Origin of the sequence: Kitasatospora sp. NPDC086009, from assembly GCF_044540385.1 — a bacterium.
Classification (GTDB): Bacteria; Actinomycetota; Actinomycetes; order Streptomycetales; family Streptomycetaceae; genus Kitasatospora.
In genome coordinates, this window is record NZ_JBITSA010000019.1 from 119,102 (window position 1) to 137,455 (window position 18,354).

The 18,354-nt window shown below is 73.1% G+C and carries 16 protein-coding genes and 1 pseudogene; 11 read left to right on the forward strand and 6 right to left on the reverse strand.

The genetic code is table 11. From position 1 onward, the window contains the following. Nucleotides 1–32: 32 nt before the first annotated feature. Together ACIF6L_RS32455 and ACIF6L_RS32460 are read left to right on the forward strand one after the other, a co-directional pair. Nucleotides 33–236, forward strand: coding sequence for an MbtH family protein (locus tag ACIF6L_RS32455; RefSeq protein WP_352291321.1), 204 nt, complete (start codon nucleotides 33–35; stop codon nucleotides 234–236). Between the two features lie 113 nt (nucleotides 237–349). Continuing rightward, on the forward strand, nucleotides 350–862 hold the full coding sequence (locus ACIF6L_RS32460; RefSeq protein WP_359836805.1) for a GNAT family N-acetyltransferase: 513 nt from the start codon (nucleotides 350–352) through the stop codon (nucleotides 860–862). A 125-nt stretch (nucleotides 863–987) separates the two neighbouring features. Here the strand turns inward: ACIF6L_RS32460 and ACIF6L_RS32465 are convergent, their stop codons facing one another. Genes ACIF6L_RS32465 through ACIF6L_RS32480 form a run of 4 tightly spaced genes read right to left on the reverse strand, consistent with a single transcriptional unit; the run spans nucleotide 988 to nucleotide 3,078 of the window. Next, entirely contained in the window at nucleotides 988–1,488 is a 501-nt protein-coding gene (locus ACIF6L_RS32465; RefSeq protein ID WP_396490989.1) for a GNAT family N-acetyltransferase, read from the reverse strand. Next, nucleotides 1,485–1,904: an arsenate reductase ArsC gene (locus tag ACIF6L_RS32470; RefSeq protein WP_359836804.1), complete on the reverse strand. Its 420-nt coding sequence runs from the start codon at nucleotides 1,902–1,904 to the stop codon at nucleotides 1,485–1,487. Before ACIF6L_RS32470 ends, ACIF6L_RS32465 begins: the two co-directional genes overlap by 4 nt. Nucleotides 1,905–1,939: 35 nt before the next feature. Next, entirely contained in the window at nucleotides 1,940–2,689 is a 750-nt protein-coding gene (locus tag ACIF6L_RS32475; protein WP_396490988.1) for an aquaporin, read from the reverse strand. Beyond that, nucleotides 2,686–3,078: a metalloregulator ArsR/SmtB family transcription factor gene (locus ACIF6L_RS32480; RefSeq protein ID WP_359836799.1), complete on the reverse strand. Its 393-nt coding sequence runs from the start codon at nucleotides 3,076–3,078 to the stop codon at nucleotides 2,686–2,688. Before ACIF6L_RS32480 ends, ACIF6L_RS32475 begins: the two co-directional genes overlap by 4 nt. A gap of 87 nt (nucleotides 3,079–3,165) precedes the next feature. On the opposite strand from ACIF6L_RS32480, the gene ACIF6L_RS32485 reads away from it, so the two are divergent. The 9 genes from ACIF6L_RS32485 to ACIF6L_RS32525 all read left to right on the forward strand — a co-directional run bounded on the left by ACIF6L_RS32485 (nucleotide 3,166) and on the right by ACIF6L_RS32525 (nucleotide 15,485). Continuing rightward, on the forward strand, nucleotides 3,166–3,675 hold the full coding sequence (locus tag ACIF6L_RS32485) for an ArsI/CadI family heavy metal resistance metalloenzyme (RefSeq protein WP_359836797.1): 510 nt from the start codon (nucleotides 3,166–3,168) through the stop codon (nucleotides 3,673–3,675). Nucleotides 3,676–3,780: 105 nt separating this feature from the next. Then, on the forward strand, nucleotides 3,781–3,978 hold the full coding sequence (locus ACIF6L_RS32490) for a hypothetical protein (protein ID WP_396490987.1): 198 nt from the start codon (nucleotides 3,781–3,783) through the stop codon (nucleotides 3,976–3,978). Nucleotides 3,979–5,439: 1,461 nt separating this feature from the next. Beyond that, entirely contained in the window at nucleotides 5,440–6,396 is a 957-nt protein-coding gene (locus tag ACIF6L_RS32495) for a TauD/TfdA dioxygenase family protein (RefSeq protein WP_396490986.1), read from the forward strand. Between the two features lie 100 nt (nucleotides 6,397–6,496). Further along, nucleotides 6,497–7,807 carry an ROK family protein gene (locus tag ACIF6L_RS32500; protein ID WP_396490985.1) on the forward strand — a complete coding sequence of 437 codons (1,311 nt, stop codon included), beginning with the start codon at nucleotides 6,497–6,499 and terminating at the stop codon, nucleotides 7,805–7,807. A 103-nt stretch (nucleotides 7,808–7,910) separates the two neighbouring features. Next, on the forward strand, nucleotides 7,911–9,497 hold the full coding sequence (locus ACIF6L_RS32505; RefSeq protein ID WP_396490984.1) for an ABC transporter substrate-binding protein: 1,587 nt from the start codon (nucleotides 7,911–7,913) through the stop codon (nucleotides 9,495–9,497). Nucleotides 9,498–9,500: 3 nt separating this feature from the next. Continuing rightward, nucleotides 9,501–10,445: an ABC transporter permease gene (locus tag ACIF6L_RS32510; protein WP_329491832.1), complete on the forward strand. Its 945-nt coding sequence runs from the start codon at nucleotides 9,501–9,503 to the stop codon at nucleotides 10,443–10,445. 5 nt (nucleotides 10,446–10,450) lie between these two features. Next, on the forward strand, nucleotides 10,451–11,308 hold the full coding sequence (locus tag ACIF6L_RS32515) for an ABC transporter permease (RefSeq protein ID WP_396490983.1): 858 nt from the start codon (nucleotides 10,451–10,453) through the stop codon (nucleotides 11,306–11,308). Then, a complete protein-coding gene (locus ACIF6L_RS32520) occupies nucleotides 11,305–13,083 on the forward strand; it encodes a dipeptide ABC transporter ATP-binding protein (RefSeq protein ID WP_396490982.1) in 1,779 nt (592 codons plus the stop codon). The genes ACIF6L_RS32515 and ACIF6L_RS32520 overlap by 4 nt, the downstream gene beginning before the upstream one ends. Next, complete coding sequence (locus tag ACIF6L_RS32525; protein WP_396490981.1) at nucleotides 13,080–15,485, forward strand: arylsulfatase; 2,406 nt, start codon at nucleotides 13,080–13,082, stop codon at nucleotides 15,483–15,485. The genes ACIF6L_RS32520 and ACIF6L_RS32525 overlap by 4 nt, the downstream gene beginning before the upstream one ends. Before the next feature lie 1,181 nt (nucleotides 15,486–16,666). On the opposite strand, the gene ACIF6L_RS32530 is transcribed toward ACIF6L_RS32525, so the two are convergent. Both ACIF6L_RS32530 and ACIF6L_RS32535 read right to left on the reverse strand, forming a co-directional pair. Continuing rightward, on the reverse strand, nucleotides 16,667–17,188 hold the full coding sequence (locus ACIF6L_RS32530; RefSeq protein WP_359810058.1) for a TerD family protein: 522 nt from the start codon (nucleotides 17,186–17,188) through the stop codon (nucleotides 16,667–16,669). 555 nt (nucleotides 17,189–17,743) lie between these two features. Continuing rightward, a pseudogene (locus ACIF6L_RS32535) lies at nucleotides 17,744–18,212 on the reverse strand (IS5 family transposase); the annotation flags it as partial. Nucleotides 18,213–18,354: the final 142 nt, after the last annotated feature.

The following is an 18,354-nucleotide window of genomic DNA, read 5'->3' on the forward strand; positions in this document are numbered from 1 at the left end:
ACCGCACCCCAGCTACCACCGAGGAACGTGACATGGACGAGAACACCCGCTACCAGGTGCTGCGCAACGACGAGGAGCAGTACTCACTCTGGCCGGCCGACATCGAGGTACCCGCGGGCTGGCAGAGCGTCGGCAAGGAGGGCACCGAGGCCGAGTGCATGGCCTACGTCGACGAGGTCTGGACCGACATGCGCCCGCGCAGCCTGCGCGAGCGCATGGCCGACAGCGAGTCCTGACCGGCCGCCCGACCGGGGGCGCCGGCCGCACAACGCCGGCCCGGCGCCCCCGCCCCCTCTCACCCCCCCGCTCCCTGCCACCGCCACGGCGCCCACCCCGATCGGAGCCCGCCATGACCCCCGCCCTGCGCACCGAGCGCCTCGACTTCATCCCCTACCGGCCCGAGGACGAGGACGCCTTCGTCGCCCTGCTGCGCATCGAGGAGGTGTGCCACTGGATGGGCCAGGAACGCGCTCCCGAGTCGGAGCTGCGCGTGCTGTTCCGCGCGATCCAGACGGACGTGTACCCCAAGGACCTGTTCGACGTGTGGGGCCTGTGGCACGACGGGAGATACGCGGGCCACGCGGAGCTGAAGAAGACCGGAAACGTCGACGGCCACGAACTGATCACCGCCCTCGCCCCCGAGTTCTGGGGCCGGGGACTGGGCAGCGAGGCCGTCCGCGGCCTGCTGCGCCACGCCGCGGACCACCTCGGACTCAAGGAGGCCTACGGGATGGTGGGCGCGGAGAACACCGCGAGTCTGGAGATGTGCCGCCGTCTGGGTTTCCGGCACCTGCGCGACGTCGTCGGCGAGGACGGCTCGGTGACGAAGCTCCTGGCCGTCTCCACGGAGGAACCGACGTGACGCCACCGGTCACCCGGGCCGCCGTCCACCCACGTGAGCCCACCCGGCCGCCGGGCCCGCGGCGCCACCGCGCCCCCGAGCCGCTGCGGACACGGAGCGGCCCGGCGGAGCCGGGCGCAGGTGGTTCAGGAGACGGCCGGGCTGCGGCGCTCAAGCAGGATGACGTCGCGCCAGCGTCCGTGGTGTCGGCCCAGCCGTTCGCGGGTGCCGATCACGCGGAAGCCAGCCTTGGTGTGCAGGGCGAGGCTGGCGGTGTTCTCCGGGAAGATGCCGCACTGGACGGTCCAGATGCCGGCGGCGTCGGTGGACGCGAGCAGGGCCCGGAGCAGGGCGAGGCCGAGGCCTTGGCCACGGGCGGCAGAGTGGACGTAGACGGAGTGCTCGACCACGCCGGCGTAGGCGCATCGGTCGGAGACCGGCACGGCGGCTGCCCAGCCGAGCACCTGGCCGGTGGCATCGAGGGCGACCAGGCGGTGTTCGGTGAGCCGGGAGGCGTCGAACGCCTCCCAACTGGGGGCGGTGGTCTCGAAGGTGGCGTCGCCGCCGTCGATCCCGTGCTGGTAGATCGTCAGCAGCTGATCGGCGTGCTCGGGCAGCATCGCCGTGATGGTCACGGCGGCGTTCATGCTGCGGCCTCGATGCCGAGCTCGGCGAGCAGGCCGCGGATGCGCTGCTCGATCTGATCGCGGATCGGGCGCACGGCGTCGACGCCCTGGCCTGCCGGGTCATCCAGCTTCCAGTCCAGGTACCGCGTGCCCGGGAAGTACGGGCAGGCGTCGCCGCAGCCCATGGTGATCACCACGTCGGAGGCCTGCACCGCTTCGGCGGTCAGCACCTTCGGCACTTCGGCGGAGATGTCGATGCCGACCTCCGCCAGCGCCTCGACCACGGCCGGGTTCACCGTGTCGGCGGGGGCGGATCCGGCGGAGCGGACCTCGACGCGCCGGCCGCCGAGGCGGGTGAGGAACGCGGCGGCCATCTGCGAGCGGCCGGCGTTGTGGACGCAGACGAACAGCACGGACGGGACGGCAGGAGAGCTCACGGGTTCTTCCTTCGGCAGGAGCGGCGGGGCGGGGTTCAGCGGCCGGCGGCGGCCGGGTGGTGCACGTCGTACGGGACCACGACGTCCTCGGCGGCAGCCGCGACGGGGCGGCCGAACAGCACGGCGGCCAAGGCGACGCCGACCACCAGGCCGACGAGCTGGGCGGCGACGAACGGCAGCACCGAGGGCGGGGCGATCCCGGCGAAGGTCTCGGTGAACGCCCGGCCGACCGTGACGGCCGGGTTGGCGAACGACGTGCTGGAGGTGAACCAGTACGCGGCGCCGATGTAGGAGGCGACCGCGACCGGGGCGAAGTGCGCCCGGCCGGCCCGGGCCAGACCGAAGATCAGCAGGATGAGGCCGGCGGTCGCCACGACCTCGCCCAGCCACAGATGCGGGGCCCAGCGGTCGTGGGTGGACCAGCGCACCAGCGGCTGCGCGAACATCGCGTCCGCCAGCACCGCCCCGCAGATCGCCCCGGCGATCTGCGCGGGCAGGTAGGCGGCGACCTCGCGCAGGCCCGGGCCCTCCCCGCTGCGGCGTCCGGTCCACCAGGCGGCCAGGGTGACAGCAGGGTTGAAGTGGGCCCCGGAGACGGGGCCGAGCAGGGCGATCAGCACGCCGAGACCGAACACGGTGGCCAGCGAGTTGGCCAGCAGCCGCACGCCCACGTCCTGGGACAGCTGGGTGGCCTGGACGCCGGAGCCGACCACGACCGCGACCAGGGCGCCGGTGCCGACGAACTCGACCGCGGCCCGGCGCCCGAGCGGAGGCACCTCGGTCATCTCGCGCCTCCTGCCGTCTGGGCGGCCGCGCCTGCCGGAGTCCGGAGCAGGGCGGACAGCTTGGCCAGCGCGGCGGGCAGCACCCAGTAGTAGACCCAGGTCCCACGCCGCTCGGAGCCGACCAGTCCGGCCTCGCGCAGCACCTTCAGGTGGTGGGAGATGGTGGGCTGGGAGACGTCGAAGGGGCCGGTCAGGTCGCAGACGCAGGCCTCTCCGCCCTCGTGCGAGGCGATCAGGGACAGCAGCCGCAGCCGCACCGGGTCCGACAGGGCCTTGAACATCTTCGCCAGGTCCATGGCGGCTTCCTCGCCCAAGGGCTCGCGGACCATCGGCGAGCAGCACGCCGCCGCGTCGTCCTGGCCGAGCACCGGCAGTTCCAGATTCGACATACGTCTATGTTGACAGCCATCTATCCGGAGAGGCAAGCTCACTGTATCGACAGACGTCGAAACAAGACCTCGGATCGGGGAACCGCCATGTCCCGTGTTCAGCTCGCCCTGCGCGTCGCCGACCTCGAAGGCTCCATCGCCTTCTACTCCAGACTCTTCGGCACCGAGCCGGCCAAGCGCCGCCCCGGCTACGCGAACTTCGCCATCACCGAGCCCCCGCTCAAGCTCGTCCTCATCGAGGGCGAGGCCGGCGAGGACACCCGCCTGGACCACCTCGGGGTCGAGGTCGAGTCCACCGAGCAGGTGGCCGCGGCGACCAGCCGGCTCAAGGACGCGGGCCTGGCCACCTTCGAGGAGAACGACACCTCCTGCTGCTACGCGCTCCAGGACAAGACGTGGGTGCACGGCCCCGGCAAGGAGCCGTGGGAGGTCTACGTCGTGAAGGCCGACGCGGACACCCTTGGCAAGAGCGCCGACAGTGCGCCGGAGGCTTGCTGCGGCACCACCGCCTGCGGCACCCCCGTCGAACAGGCCGTCGACCCCACCCAGAGCCCGGCCGAGGCGAAGACCGCCGCAGGCTGCGCGTGCGGCGGCTGACCGGCCCCGCCCCAGCTGTTCGGTGATTGATCTGCTGCGGTCATGGCGTCCGCCGACCAGGGGTCGGCGGACCCGCCGACATGCTCGCCAACCTTCCCCAGATCCTTGGACAGTGCGCAGGCCGCCTGCGGGCGGGGGCGGCCCACCGGCGTTCACTTCGACCGGACCCACGCCACCCGCGCACTGGCGGGCTCCGACATCGCCTGCCCCCCGATCGACCGAGCCGTCATCGACCGCTACCTCGCCTACTCCACCGGAATCAGGACACCTGCCCCGCCCTCGCCGACCGCCGGCCACGCGTGAAGCCTCCACCGCGAACCGCTGACCGAACAGGGCGGGTCGCCATCGGTCCTGATTGGCGTGAGCTCGGGTATGCATGTGTCGCGTAGGAGCTCGCGGCTCTCGCTCCTGCCTCGGCCGGACCTCCGGACCCTCACGGGCCTGAAACGGCCGGAGTGGCGACGGGAGACGTCAGCCGCATCGGGCGGGGCCCGATGCCCAGGGCCATGTGGGGTTTTGCGGTGATCTGGTGTCCGGGTTCGGGGTGGAATTGCCACCGGCTGGTGAGGTGGGCGAGGACGAGGCCGTTGCCGACGAACGCGCGGGCCTTCTCCCAGGCGAGGCCGCCCTTCGAGGAAGCTCCTGGGGACCCTCGCGATCGTCTCCACCTGATGAGTGCCGGATGGACTCTCAGCCCCGCCGCCGACCTCGCCGCCATCCCAGGATCCCGCCTCGCCGTCCGCGCCGAGAACCTTGAGGCCTGCGTCTACCCGCTGTGCGCCGGCGACTGCTCCTGCGCCGTCCGGCCCCTGCCCCGGTGGCCCGCGGCGATCTACGTCGCCCTCGACAGCCGCCGACGCTTCCTCCGGCGCGCCAGGGTCAGGAGAGCCACGCCACCCCTCACGTGCCAGGTCGAGCACCGGGCTTCTCCCCTCGGGAACGGGACCAGGGACAGGGACAGGGACAGGGACGGAATCACGAGCACCACGACGAAGACGAAGGCGCATGCGGACACGAACCCGATCGGGCCGACGCCGCCGCGCCCGCAGGCCTGCGTGGCGGCACCGAACAGCGTCCGCGAGCGGCCGCAGCGGGCCTGCGGAGACCGTCGGAGTTTCTTCCGCTCCGAGAGCTAATAACTCCGCCAGGCCCCCCGACAAGGCCGAATGCCCTCGTGACGCACGCCCGCCATCGCTCGGACACCGGCCGCAACGGGACGCAACACCGCCGCAACTCCGCTGACCAGCAGGCAGAACGGCGATTGACAGCAGGCCTCGGCGTTCAGCACGATGAGCGCCGAGCCCACTCGCAGCACGCCGGAAGGAGGGCCGATGACCGACGTACTCGGGGTCCCGTGCCCTGCCTGTCCCCGCCCCTGCCGTGGCCACGGCCGCAGCCGCTGTTGTCGCTGAACGCCCGCTCCCGCCCGGGGCCGTGCTGAGCCCGTACCGCTGATCCGGTAGAGCCCGGCGCCCGCCCCCAGGCAAGGCGCCCACCGACCGGGCGCCCGTCGGACAGCCGTCCGCCACGGCCGCACACCCGGCGCCGCCGCACTCCCTGCACGGCACCGCGCTGCACCTGCGTGCTCAGCGCCACCCTGTGCCGTCCTTCCCTGCGCCGCGTTCCGTATCCGGTCCGCGCCACGCCGGCCGGTCCTGCCGCACGCCCGCCCTGCCCCACACCGGCGCGGCCGGCCGGCATCTCCTTGCCGGTCCGCTCCTTCGCCGTCCCGTCCCCCCTCCCCGCGAAAGCCGAGGTTCCGCCATGACCACCGCCCTCACCGAGCTCCGCATCACCCCGGCCGCCGGCCGGATCGGCGCGATCGTGCACGACGTCCGGCTCGGCGGCGACCTGCCCGCCGAGACCGTCGCTGCCGTCGAGGCCGCGCTGTACGTGCACAAGGTGCTGTTCTTCCGCGGCCAGAACCACCTGGACGACGCCGAACACGAGGCGTTCGCCCGCCTGTTGGGCCAGCCGGTCGGCCACCCGACGGTGCCCAGCGCGGACGGCCGGTACATCTTCGAGCTGGACGCCACCAAGGGGGTGCGCGCCAACAACTGGCACACCGACGTCACCTTCGTCCCGTCCTACCCGAAGGCCTCGATCCTCCGCTCGCTGGAACTCCCGCCGGCCGGCGGCTCCACCGTCTGGGCCAACACCGTCGCCGCCTACCAGGACCTGCCGGAGCCGCTGAAGGTGCTGGCGGAGAGCCTGCGGGCGGTTCACACCAACGACTACGACTACGCGGCGAGCCTGGCCCTGCGGCCCGAGCTGGCCGACAACGCGGAGATCGCCAAGCTGTTCCGCCAGGTGTTCGTCTCGACCGCGTTCAAGACCGAGCACCCGCTGGTCCGCGTGCACCCGGTGACCGGCGAGAAGACGCTGCTGCTCGGCGCGTTCGCGCAGCGCATCGTGGGCGTGTCGGGGGCCGACAGCCGCGCCCTGATCGACCTCTTCCAGCGGTACGTCGAGCGGCTGGAGAACACCGTGCGCTGGGAGTGGCAGGTCGGCGACGTGGCGGTCTGGGACAACCGCGCCACCCAGCACTACGCCGTCAACGACTACGGCGACGAGCCGCGCCTGGTCCGCCGGATCACCCTGGACGGCGACCTGCCGGTGGGCGTGGACGGCACCCCGAGCCGTCTGCTGGAGCCGACCGAGCCGCCCAAGGTGGCCGGTCTCGTCCCGGCCGAGGAGCTGGAGGCCTCCCTCCCGGCGTGAGCCGACCGGCCCGGGCCCGGGCCGTCCCCCGGGCCCGGGCCACCACCCGCAGGCCGGCGCCCCGCAACCCCGTAGCCCCGCAGCCCGAAAGGCACCCGCGATGTCCGACACGCTCCCGCACCCCGCCCTCCGCCCCGCGGACGACCGGCGGACCGGCGACGACCGCCGTATCGGGGACGAGCGGCGGACCGGCGACGACCGCCGCATCGGGGACGACCGGCGGGATGTCAACGCCGCCACCGTGCTGCGGACCGTGCTCGACCGCGGGCCGATCGCCCGCAGCCGGGTCGCCGCACTCACCGGGCTGAGCGCCTCCGCGGTGTCCCGGCAGGTGGTGGACCTCACCCGGATCGGACTGCTCTGCGAGCGGCCCGAGTTGACCGGCGGCGGGGCGGGCACGGTCGGGCGGCCGCAGCTGCCGGTGGACGTCGACACCGGCCGACTGGCGGTGGCGGGGCTGCACATCGGGGTGCCGTACACCACCTTCTCCCTGCTGGACCTGCGCGGAAACGTGCTCCGCCGGCAGGAGTTGAGCAACCGCGGCCGTACCGGGCACGCCGTGCTGGGGCCACTGCTGGAGCGGCTGCCCCGGCTGCTCGCCCAGGTGCCGGGTGGCCGGACGGTGGTCGGGCTGGGCGCCGTCACCGGTGGCACGGTCGATCCGGACCGCGGCATGACTGTCCGGCATGATCCGCTCCGATGGAAGGACATGCCGCTCGGCGAGCTGCTCTCCCGGGCCTCCGGACTGCCGGTGCGGGTGGACAACCACGCCCGGGCGCTCACCCAGGCGGAGATCCTCTTCGGGCACCCGGCCGCCCGCCGCTCCATGGTGCACCTCTTCGTCGGGCACGTGGTGGACGCGGCGCTCGCGGTGGCCGGCGTGGTGCACCTGGGCCCCGCCTCGGCCACCGGCGACGTCGCCCACCTGCCGGTGCCGGGCGACGACACGCTCTGCCACTGCGGCCGGACCGGCTGTCTGGCGGCCGCCGCCTCGGACACCACGCTCTTCGAGGCGGCGGCCGCGGACGGGATCACCTCCCGGCCCGACCGGGCCGAGCTGATCGCCGCCGTGCAGGCCGGGGACCGGCGGGCCGACCTCCTGGTCCGCCGCCGGGCCGCGATCGTCGGCCGGGCCCTCGCCCTGCTGGCGGACGTGGTCAACCCCGACCTGCTGGTGCTCACCGAGACCTTCGCGGTACTCGATCCGGTCTACCTGGACGTGGTCCGGGCCGAGTTCGCGCTCCGCTCGCACCTGCACCGGGACGCGGACCTGCTGATCGCCCAGCGGCGCGGGGCCGACGCGCTCGCCGTGGCGGCCGGCGCCGCCGTCCTGGGCGTGCTGTACGCCCGGCCGCTCCAGGCGACGGCGTCCGCCCCGGCGCCGCCCGCCGGCCCCGGCCGGCTGCTCTGACCGGACGACCCCGCCACCCCACGACCCCGCACCCCCCGCCGCCCAGTACCCCAGCCCCACCCCTCCCACTCGCCCGCCCGACCACCCCGTCGAAGGACCCGTTATGACCGCGTTCACCACTTCCTCCGCCCCTGGCGTCTCCCGCCGGGCCCTGCTCCGCGGAGGCCTCGCCGGCGCCGGCCTGCTGACGCTGGCGGCCTGCCGTTCGGCCGCGGACACCGCCACCTCCGCCGCGAGCGGATCGGCGGGCCCGCGCCGGGGCGGCGTCCTCACGGTGGGCGCCGGTGTCGACTTCACCCCGAGCCTGCTCTTCGCCCAGAGTGCCAACACCCTCGTCCAGCGCCTGGTCTTCAACACCCTGACCAGGTACGACGACCGGCTCCAGCCGCAGCCCGAGCTGGCCACCTCCTGGCAGGTGGCGGCGGACGGCACCGGGGTCACGCTGAAGCTGCGCGAGGACGTGCTCTTCCACAGCGGCCGCAAGTTCACCGCGGACGACGTGGTGTTCGCCGTCAAGAACCTCCAGAACCCGGCCCGGTCGGCCCAGTTGCGGTCCACCGCCGCGGCCGTCACGGACTTCCGGAAGAACGGCGACTTCGAGCTGACCCTCGTCCTCGCCCACCCGGTGAGCAACCTCTTCGACCTCTTCGAGTTCATGATCATCCCGGATTCGGTCAGCGTCGAGGAGGCCGTCGCCGGCACCAAACTGATCGGCACCGGCCCGTTCACGCTCACCGACCGCAAGCCCGGCAGCTCCATCACCTTCGCCCGCAACGAGAAGTACTGGAACCCCGGCCGGCCCTACCTGGACGGCGTCGAGATCCGGATCGTCCCGCAGGCGGAGTCCCTGCTGTCCTCGCTCAGGACCGGCCAGACCCAGCTGTCCTACTCCGTGCGCGGCAAGGACGTGGCCACCCTCAAGGACGACCCGCAGTTCCACATCAAGCAGTACGACACCGGCGCCGGCGCCTACTACATCGGCGCCAACCTCACCGGCGAGCACGTGGGCGACAAGCGCGTCCGGCAGGCCATCGCCTGGGCGGTGGACCGCGAGCGGCTCGTCCAGCAGGCCCTCGGCGGGTACGGCACCGTCTCCTCCGCCCCCTGGCCCAAGTCCTCGCCCGCTTACAGCGAGGCCAACGCCACCCGCTACAGCCACAACCCGGACAAGGCGCGGGCGCTGCTCAAGGAGGCGGGCCTCGACAGCATCACCCTGCCGTTCGCGCACTCCAACGAGCCCGGCTCCACCGCCGTCGCCCAGATCCTGCAGTACGACCTCAAGCAGGTCGGCATCGAGACGGTGCTCCAGCCCACCGATTCCCCCACCATGCAGAAGCAGCTCATCTCCCAGACCATGCCCGCCCTCTGGACGCTCAGCCACGGCTTCGCCCAGCTGCACCCGGCCACCCTGGCGGTCAGCGCCTACCCGTTCAACGAGGCGAAGAACAGCTCGCGCTTCAGCTCGCCCGCCTACACGGACGTCGTCCAGAAGGCCTGGAACCGGCCGGACAGCGACGGCGCCGAGGCCAAGGCGCTCTACCAGCAGATCACCGACGTGCTGCTGGACGAGGAGTTCGTCATCGACCTCGCCATCGCCGGCCTGGTCGAGGTCGCCGGCGGCAAGGCCCGCGGCGCCGACCTCAACAAGTTCGGCTACCTCAACCTCGACGACGCCTACCTGACGGCCTGACCGATGCGCACCTTCCTCGTCAAACGGCTGCCCTCGGGGCTGCTCGTCCTCGTCCTCGCCTCCTTCCTGGTCTTCCTCATCCTCCGGCTGATCCCCGGCGACCCGGCCACCTCACTGGCCGGGCCCGACGCCGGCCCGGAGGCCGTCGCCGCCGTCCGCGGCCGGCTCGGCCTCGACCGACCGTTGCTCACCCAGTACGTCAGCTGGCTCGGCCACCTCGTCACCGGGGATCTCGGGCCCAGCTACGCGATCGGCGGGCAGGTCGCCGACCTGATCGGCAACGGCCTCGGCGCCACCGTCCAACTCACCCTCGGCGCCCTGCTGCTGGTGATCCTGATCGCCCTCCCGCTGGGGGTGCTCGGCGCGACCACCCGGCGCCGGCCGGTCGCCGCCGCCGTCCGCGCCTTCACCACCGCCGTCCTCGCCGTGCCCCCGTTCGTCACCGGCGTCCTGCTGGTACTGCTCTTCGCGGTCACGCTCGGGCTGCTGCCGGCCGGCGGCCACGAGTCGCTGCTCGACCAGCCCGACCTCGCCGTCCAGTACCTGCTGATGCCGGCCGTCTGCCTGGCCCTGCCGAGCGCCGCCGTGCTCGCCCGCTACCTCAAGGACGGCATGGAGCGCGCGCTCGCCGAGGACTACGTCCGCACCGCCACCGCGCTCGGCGTCTCCCGCCGGCGGATCGTCTGGCAGCACGCCCTGCCCAACGCGCTGCCGCCCGCGATCACCGTGCTCGGCCTGCAGATCGGCCAACTCATCGCCGGCGCCGTCCTGGTGGAGCGGATCTTCGCCTGGCCCGGCCTCGGCCAGCTGATCGAACAGGGCGTGATCCGCCGCGACTACCCCGTCGTGCAGGACCTCCTGCTACTGATCGTCGCCGTCTACGTCACCGTCCAGCTGCTCACCGACCTGGTGTACGCGTGGCTGGACCCCCGAATCCGGTGGGAGTGAAACCGATGACCGTCCTCACGGCCGACCGGCCGAAGTCCCCCGGCGCCCGCCGCCACAACCGCTACCTGGCCGGGCTGCTGACCGGGCGCGGCCTCACCGGCCTGGTCCTGGTCGGCGTGATCGCCCTGGCCGCCCTCGCCGCGCCGCTGCTCACCGACCTCGACCCGAACGCCCAGAGCGCGCTGGCCCTGGCCGGGCCGAGCGCCGCCCACCCCTTCGGCACCGACGACCTGGGCCGCGACCTCTTCAGCCGGGTGCTGCACGGCACCGGCACCGACCTCGCGATCACCTTCGCCGCGGTGCCGGTCGGCGCCCTGCTGGGCTGCTCCTTCGCCCTGCTCGCGGCCTCGTCCCGGGTGGCCGACCTCGCCGTCCAGCGCGTCTTCGACCTGCTGCTCGCCTTCCCCGGGATCATCCTGGCCCTGGCCGTCACGGCCGTCCTCGGCCCCGGCCGCTGGCCGGTCCTGATCGTCATCGCGCTTGCCGAGATCCCGGGCTTCGGCCGCCAGTTGCGGGCCGGCATCCTCGTCCAGCGGGAGCGCGAGTACGCCCTGGCCGCCCGGGTCGGCGGAGCCTCCCGGCTCCGGGTGCTGCTGCGCCACGTCGTCCCCAACGCGGCCGACCCGCTGATCGTGCAGACCGCCGTCGCGCTCTCCATCGGCGTCTTCATCGAGGGCGCGATGAGCTTCCTCGGCCTCGGCGTCCGGCCGCCGGAGCCCACCCTCGGCTCGATCCTCAGCCAGTCCGTCGCCTACCTCTCCACCCAGCCCACGTTCGCGGCCGCCCCGCTGGCCGCCACCACCGCCCTGGTCCTCGGCTTCACCCTGATCGCCGAGGCGCTGAACAAGGGAGTGCGCCGATGAGCCGCCCGGCGAGCCGCCCGGAGCACGGCCCCGACAGCCGCCCGGGGAGCCGCCCGGAGCACGGCCCCGACAGCCGCCCGGGGAGCAGTCCCGGGCGGAGCCCGGTGCTCCGGGTCCGCGACCTCACCGTCGAGTTCGGCGGCGCGGGGGAGGGAGCCGGAACCGCCACCGGCCGGGGGGTCGGCGCCGTCCCCGGGGTCCGCGCCGTCGACGGGGTCGGCTTCGAGCTGGCGGCCGGGGACACGCTCGGGCTGGTCGGCGAGTCTGGCTCCGGCAAGTCGACCACCGCGCTGGCCCTGCTGCGGATGCTGCCGCCGGGCGGCCGGATCACCGGCGGTTCGGTCGAGCTCGACGGCCGGGACCTCGCCGTGCTGCCCGAGCCGGCCCTGCGCGAGCTGCGCGGACGGCGGATCGCGATGATCTTCCAGGATCCGATGTCCTCGCTGAACCCGGTGCTCACCGTGGGCAAGCAGCTGGACGAGGCCCTACGGGCGCACGGCAGGGCGGACCGCACCGCGCGGGCCGCCCGGGCGGTCGAGCTGCTCGGCCTGGTCGGCATCCCCGACGCCGCCGGCCGGCTGCGCGACCACCCGCACCAGTTCTCCGGCGGCCAGCGCCAGCGGATCATGATCGCGCTCGCCCTCGCCCACGACGCCGAGGTGCTCGTCGCCGACGAACCGACCACCGCACTCGACCCGACCGTCCAGCAGCAGATCCTCCGGCTGCTGGCCCGGATCAACCGGGAGACCGGCACCGCCCTCGTGGTGATCAGCCACGACCTCGGCGTGATCGCCCGGACGTGCCGCCGGATCCTGGTGATGCGGGAAGGCCGGGTGGTCGAGCAGGGCCGGACGGCCGAGGTGCTCGCGGCGCCCCGGCACCCGTACACCAAGGAGCTGCTGGCCGCCGTGCCACGGCTGGATGCCCCCTCCGAGGCCGCCGCCAACAGCACCCCGGGCCCCGAACCGCTGCTCACCGTCAGCGGGGTGGGCAAGACGTACGGGTCGCGCCGACGGGCCGTCACCGCGCTGGACGGCGTCGACCTCGTCCTGCACCCCGGCGAGACGCTCGGGCTGGTCGGCGAGTCCGGCTCCGGCAAGTCGACGCTGGCCCGCGCGCTGGTCCAGGTGCACGCCCCCTCGGCCGGCACCATCCGGTTCCGCGGCGAGGAGTTCGGCCGCGGCGGCGGTGCCGCCGCCCGCCGCGAGGTGCAGATGGTCTTCCAGGACCCGTACGCCTCGCTCAACCCCCGGATGACGGCCGGGCAGATCATCGCCGAACCGCTGATCGCCCACGGGCTCGGCGACCGGGCGACCCGGGAGAAGCGGGTCGCCGAACTGCTCCGGCAGGTCGGGCTGGATCCGGCCACGGCCGACCGGCACCCGCGCGCCTTCTCCGGCGGCCAGCGCCAGCGGATCGGCATCGCCCGGGCGCTGGCGCCCGAGCCGAGCGTGCTGATCTGCGACGAGCCGGTCTCCGCGCTGGACGTCTCGGTGCAGGCGCAGGTGATCGAGCTGCTCGCCCGGCTCCAGCGCGACCTCGGGCTCGCCATCCTCTTCATCGCCCACGACCTCGCGGTGGTCCGGCAGGTGAGCCACCGGATCGCGGTGATGCACCGCGGCCGGATCGTCGAGACCGGCCCGGCCGACCGCGTCGTCACCGCCCCCGAACACCCGTACACCGCCCAACTCCTGGCCGCCGTCCCCCGGCTGGAGTCTGCCCCGCAGCTCGCCCCGCAGCTCGCCCCGCACCTCACCACCCGGAGCCCCGTATGACCAGCACCCCGGACCCGCACCGCCCCGACGCGGACGCCCGCCCCGCCGCGGTCGGCACCGGCACCGCCGCCGACACCGCCACCGACCCGCACCGCCGCGACCCCTACGCCGGGTTCCCCGGCACCGTCGGCCGCACCTTCGGCGCCTCCACCCCCGCCTGGCCGGAGCCGGTCCGCCCGCGCGAGGGCGCGCCCAACATCGTCGTCGTCCTGATCGACGACATGGGGTACAGCGACATCGGCCCGTTCGGCTCCGAGATCCCCACGCCCACCCTGGACGGGCTCGCGGCGACCGGCGTCAAGCTGGCCAACTACCACACCATGCCGCTCTGCTCTCCCGCCCGCGCCGCCCTCCTCACCGGCCTCAACCCGCACCGGGTCGGCTACTCCTTCGTCGCCAACGCCGACCCCGGGTTCCCCGGCTACGGCATGGAGGTCGCCGGGGACATCCCCACCCTCGCCGAGCTGCTGCACGACCGGGGCTACGCCACCTACGCCGTCGGCAAGTGGCACCTCACCCGGGACTCCGCCTCCAACGCGGCCGACAACCGCGCCAACTGGCCGCTGCAGAAGGGCTTCGACCAGTACTACGGCGTGCTGGAGGGCCTCACCAGCCTGTTCCACCCGCACCAACTCGTCCGCGACAACAGCCCGCTGGACATCGACGAGTTCCCCGAGGGCTACTACTACACCGACGACATCACCGACCAGGCGATCGCCATGGTGAAGTCGCTGCGGGCGCACGACGCCGAGAAGCCGTTCCTGCTCTACCTGGCGCACAACGCGGTGCACGGCCCGCTCCAGGCCAAGCCGGCCGACCTCGCCCGGCACAAGGGCCGGTACGACGGCGGCTGGGACGAGCTGCGCGCCGCCCGGTTCGCCCGCCAGCTCGCCGCCGGTCACTTCCCGCCCGGCACCGAGCTGCCCGAGCGCAACGGCGAAGCCGGTCACGATGTCGGCCCGTGGGACGAACTCACCGACGTCCAGAAGAAGGTGTACGCCCGCTACATGGAGGTGTACGCCGCCATGGTCGACAACGTGGACCAGAACCTCGGCCGGCTCACCGACACCCTCGCCGCGCTCGGCGAACTCGACAACACCATCATCGTGTTCACCTCCGACAACGGCGGCACCGGCGAGGGCGGCGCGGAGGGCACCCGCAGCTACTTCAGCCGCTTCGTCCACCACCCGAACCTGCCCGAGGACTGGAACCCCGACGTGGAGCGGGAGATCGAGCTGATCGGCGGCCCGCAGTCCCTCGTCCACTACCCGCGCGGCTGGGGCATGGCCTCCAACACGCCGTTCCGCTTCTACAAGGGCCAGACCTACGCGGGCGGCGTCCGGGTGCCGTTCGTGCTCTCCTGGCCGGCCGGTCTGCCCCGCGCCGAAGCTGACGGCGGGGTCCGCGCGCAGTACCAGTACGTCACCGACATCCTGCCCACCCTGCTCGAACTCGCGGGTGTCGAAAGGCCGTCGGAGCGCGGCGGGCAACCGGTGCAGTCGCTCGACGGCATCAGCTTCGCCCCCGTGCTGCGCACGCCCGGCGCGCCGTCCACCCACCCCGAGCAGTACTGCGAGATGACCGGCAACCGCAGCTACTACCGCGACGGCTGGAAGCTGGTCACCCTGCACCGGTTCGGCGCGCCGTACGACGACAGCGAGTGGGCCCTGTACGACCTGCGCACCGACCCGACCGAGATCCACGACGTCGCCGCCGACCACCCGGAACTGGTCAAGGAGTTGGCCGCCGCGTGGGAGGCCGCCGCCTGGCGCAACGGCGTGTTCCCGCTGGCCGACGGCAGCGGCGCCCTCGCCCTGCGCGGCCCCGAGGCCGACCGCCTCCGCCGGCCGGTCACCCTGCTGGCCGGCACCCCCGAGCTGGAGCGCTACCGCTCCTCCCGCCTGATCTCCTTCCGCTCCTTCGCCGTCGAGGTCGAGCTGACCGCCCACGGCGCGGACGACCGGGGCGTCCTGGTCTCGCACGGCGACCAGGGCGGCGGCTACAGCCTCTACGTCGAGGACGGCCGGCTGCACTTCGCCTACAACCAGTACGGCGAGCTCTTCGAGGCCGACGGCGGCCCGCTCGCGCCGGGCGCCCGCCGGATCACCCTGGAGGCCACGGCCGTGGCCGACCTCAAGTGGGAGTTCCGCGTCCTGGTGGACGGCGCGGAGGGCGGCCGGCTCGGCCCGGTGCACCAACTGATCGGCATGGCACCGTTCCAGGGCATCAGCGTCGGGATCGACCGCAAGTCCCCGGTCTCCTGGCCGGTGCACGAACGGCACCGCTCCTTCCGCTACACCGGCGGGCTGCACGCCGTCACCTACCTGCCCGGTGAGCCGGCGCCGTACGACCCCGAGACGGTCGTCCGGGCGCTGCGGGAGGCGGCGGCCGCCTTCGAGTAGACCGCCCGGCCCGGCCGGCCGGTAGGGGCGGGCCCACCCCTACCGCCCGGCCCGGCCGGCCTCAGCGACTGTCGCCGGTACGGCGTGAGCCCGACTCGTCTGCCGGCACGCCGGCCGGCAGCCGGAGACCCCTTCGCCTCCGCCGTCGGACCCCCTCCGTCACGTACGCGCACGGGCGTCAGGAATGGGGCAGCCCGGGTCGGCCGCGCGCGGCGAGGCCGGGGTCGCGGAACCTGCCATCCGCTGTCGATGCTGACGCGTCGCCGGACGACGGCGCAGGTCAAAGCACCGGCCACGTATGGCCGGTGGTCAGGATGAGGTCGCTACGGCCGCTTCCTCGCGGATGCGCGGGCCTGAACGGCGGACACGCCCGGAGAATCGGTGCCGCGCCACCACCGGCATCCTTCTCGCGGGGCGGGGGAGCGCGACGGATCGACTGGCCCTGCTGCTGGTGCCGGACGCCGGGGACACCGGTCGGGTGCCGTTGCGCGGCGGGCTGTTGCGGACCCCCCATCGGTGTCCCGCGATGACGCCGGCTCGGCCGCTGAGGTGCGCGCCGAAGGCACCAGCGGCGGTGCCGGGGGAGTTCGGAGGCGTTCGGAGGCGGCCCGGACGATCGAGCGTCCGCGCCGCTGCATTCTGTCCGGGCTGCACGGCAAGGAGCACCTGATGGGGCCGGCAGCGGCGACCGCCCGTCAGGCCGCCGGACCCGGTATCAGGGTTGCCTCGACGGCTCCGGCCGGCGGGTCGTGATCTTCACACGGGCCATCGATTACGAGTCCGATCGGGTCGACGTTCGCCACGGTCAACCTCCGCACCATGGTCCCCTGGCGTGCCGGCAACCCGACCGCGGCCCTCCCGACGGTGTTCAAGCTCGTCGAGTCCGTACCGGTCGACGGCGCGCAATCACCGGCGTTCACCTGGTCCCCCCGGTTCGTACCGGCACCCGCTTCGACGATGGCGTCCGGGGCCCGGCGCGGTGCGGGTCACCTCCCTCGTGATGCGGGTGGCGCGGGTCACGTCAGAACGCTCCACAGCCCCGGGGCCGACCAGAGAGACCAGCTCACTGTCGCACCGTGACAAGATCCGAACCACGGGGGAGACAGCCCGCACCGCATGGTGTCGGCAGGAGTTGTTCAAGGCATCCCGGCCTACTCGTACGCGACCTTCCGCAACAGGTCTCAGGTGCCCATGATCCTCGCGAAAGTCGCCGGATCGGCATCGAAGCCGTAGACGCCGGGCTGGAATCCCCAGGCCCCCGAGCTGTCCCGGACGAACTCCGCGACCCTCGCCGCTGTTGCCTCACCGGCACCGGCGAAGTCCACAGCCGCGAACTCATCGCGCCCGTTCCGGATCTTCACCACGGGGTTCGCTATGTCCCCGAACGTCAGTCGGCCGGCGTTCTGTTGGATGGCGACGCCCACGACCACCCGGACGTAGCGGTCGGCCAGACGGTCGAGCTCCAGGACGAGGCGTTCGTCGACGCCGAGGCCCTTGCCGTCAAGGCTGTCTCGGGTGAGGGTGATCGTGCCGTCGGGAGCGCGGTTGTCGAAATGAACCAGGTAGGCGGGGGCGCCGGACGGGGCGGCGGCGGTGTATGTCGCGGCGACGAGGTCCAGATCGTGGCGGGCCGAGCCTGCGGGACTCGGATCCCACAACAGGCCTACTTCGATCCGTTCCAGACCCTTGTTGAGACTGCTCACCGGACTGTCCCTTCGTCGTCGCACCGACCGGATCTGCGCTGTTGCGTATCAGTCCTTGGCGGTTAAAAGCATTGCACTAATATGTAATTGACATACTATCAATGCCCGTCGGCGCCTCGGGCCGACACGGGCGTGACCGTGCTCATCATCGAACCCCAAATCCGCCCTCTCCGTGACCTACCCAGACTTCGGGCCCCGCGAGACCTTCGCCGCCCCGACCGCGGGCGCTGGCTGACCGGCGGCACCGCAGGGCCGCTGCCTACCCGAGCCACCGGCCCGGGGTGGGCAGCTCACGCGCGCAGGCCCTCATACCAGCTTCTGTCGCGGCGGCCTGTGTGAGCTCCAGGGACTCGTCGGCCGGGAGCTCGGGCCGCGCGTAGCGCACCTGGCGCAGCGGTCCGGCCCCGGTCCCGCCCGGTCCGTGGTGAACGGTGACTCGTACCGGCCGAGGTGGCGCAGCGCGGCCGCAGGGTGCGACGTTCGGGGCTGGTGAAGCCGGTGCCTACCGATCCGGCGTAAGAGGTCCTGACAAAGGCGTTGGACGTGGCGGTGGGTGATCAGGCAGGTGGCGAGGCCGAGGAAGGCCTCGTGGATGTCGTCGCGCCGTTCCCAGCGGATGCGCAGGCAGCGGCACCCGTGGAGCCAGGCGATGGTCCGTTCGACGACCCAACGGTAGACGCCCAGGCCGGAACCGTGGGGCACTCCCCGGCGGGCGATCATCGGTTTGATGCCCTGCCTCCCACCAGGCGCCGGTACTTGTCGTGGTCGTAGCCGCGGTCGGCGAACAGGAGGTCGGGGCGGCGCCGGGGTCGGCCGACGAGGCCGGCCACGGCGGGAACTTTCGCCAGCAGGGGCAGCAGCTGGGTGACATCGTTGCGGTTGCCGCCGGTCAGTGACACCGCGAGCGGGATGCCCTGGGCGTCGACGAGGACGTGGTGCTTGCTGCCCGGTCGTGCGCGGTCGACCGGGCTCGGTCCGCTTTTGGGCCCCTTCCGGCAGCCCGGACGTGGCTGGAGTCGATGGCACAACCCTTCCAACGACCAAAACCCACCAAAGTCACCGGTATTGCAGCTAGTGCTCTGACCGGGAAAGTTCGCCGGGTTGGCGGTGCCAGCGGTTGGATGTGCGGTGGCGTCCGTCCGTCCAACCGTTGGGGGTGTCGTGGC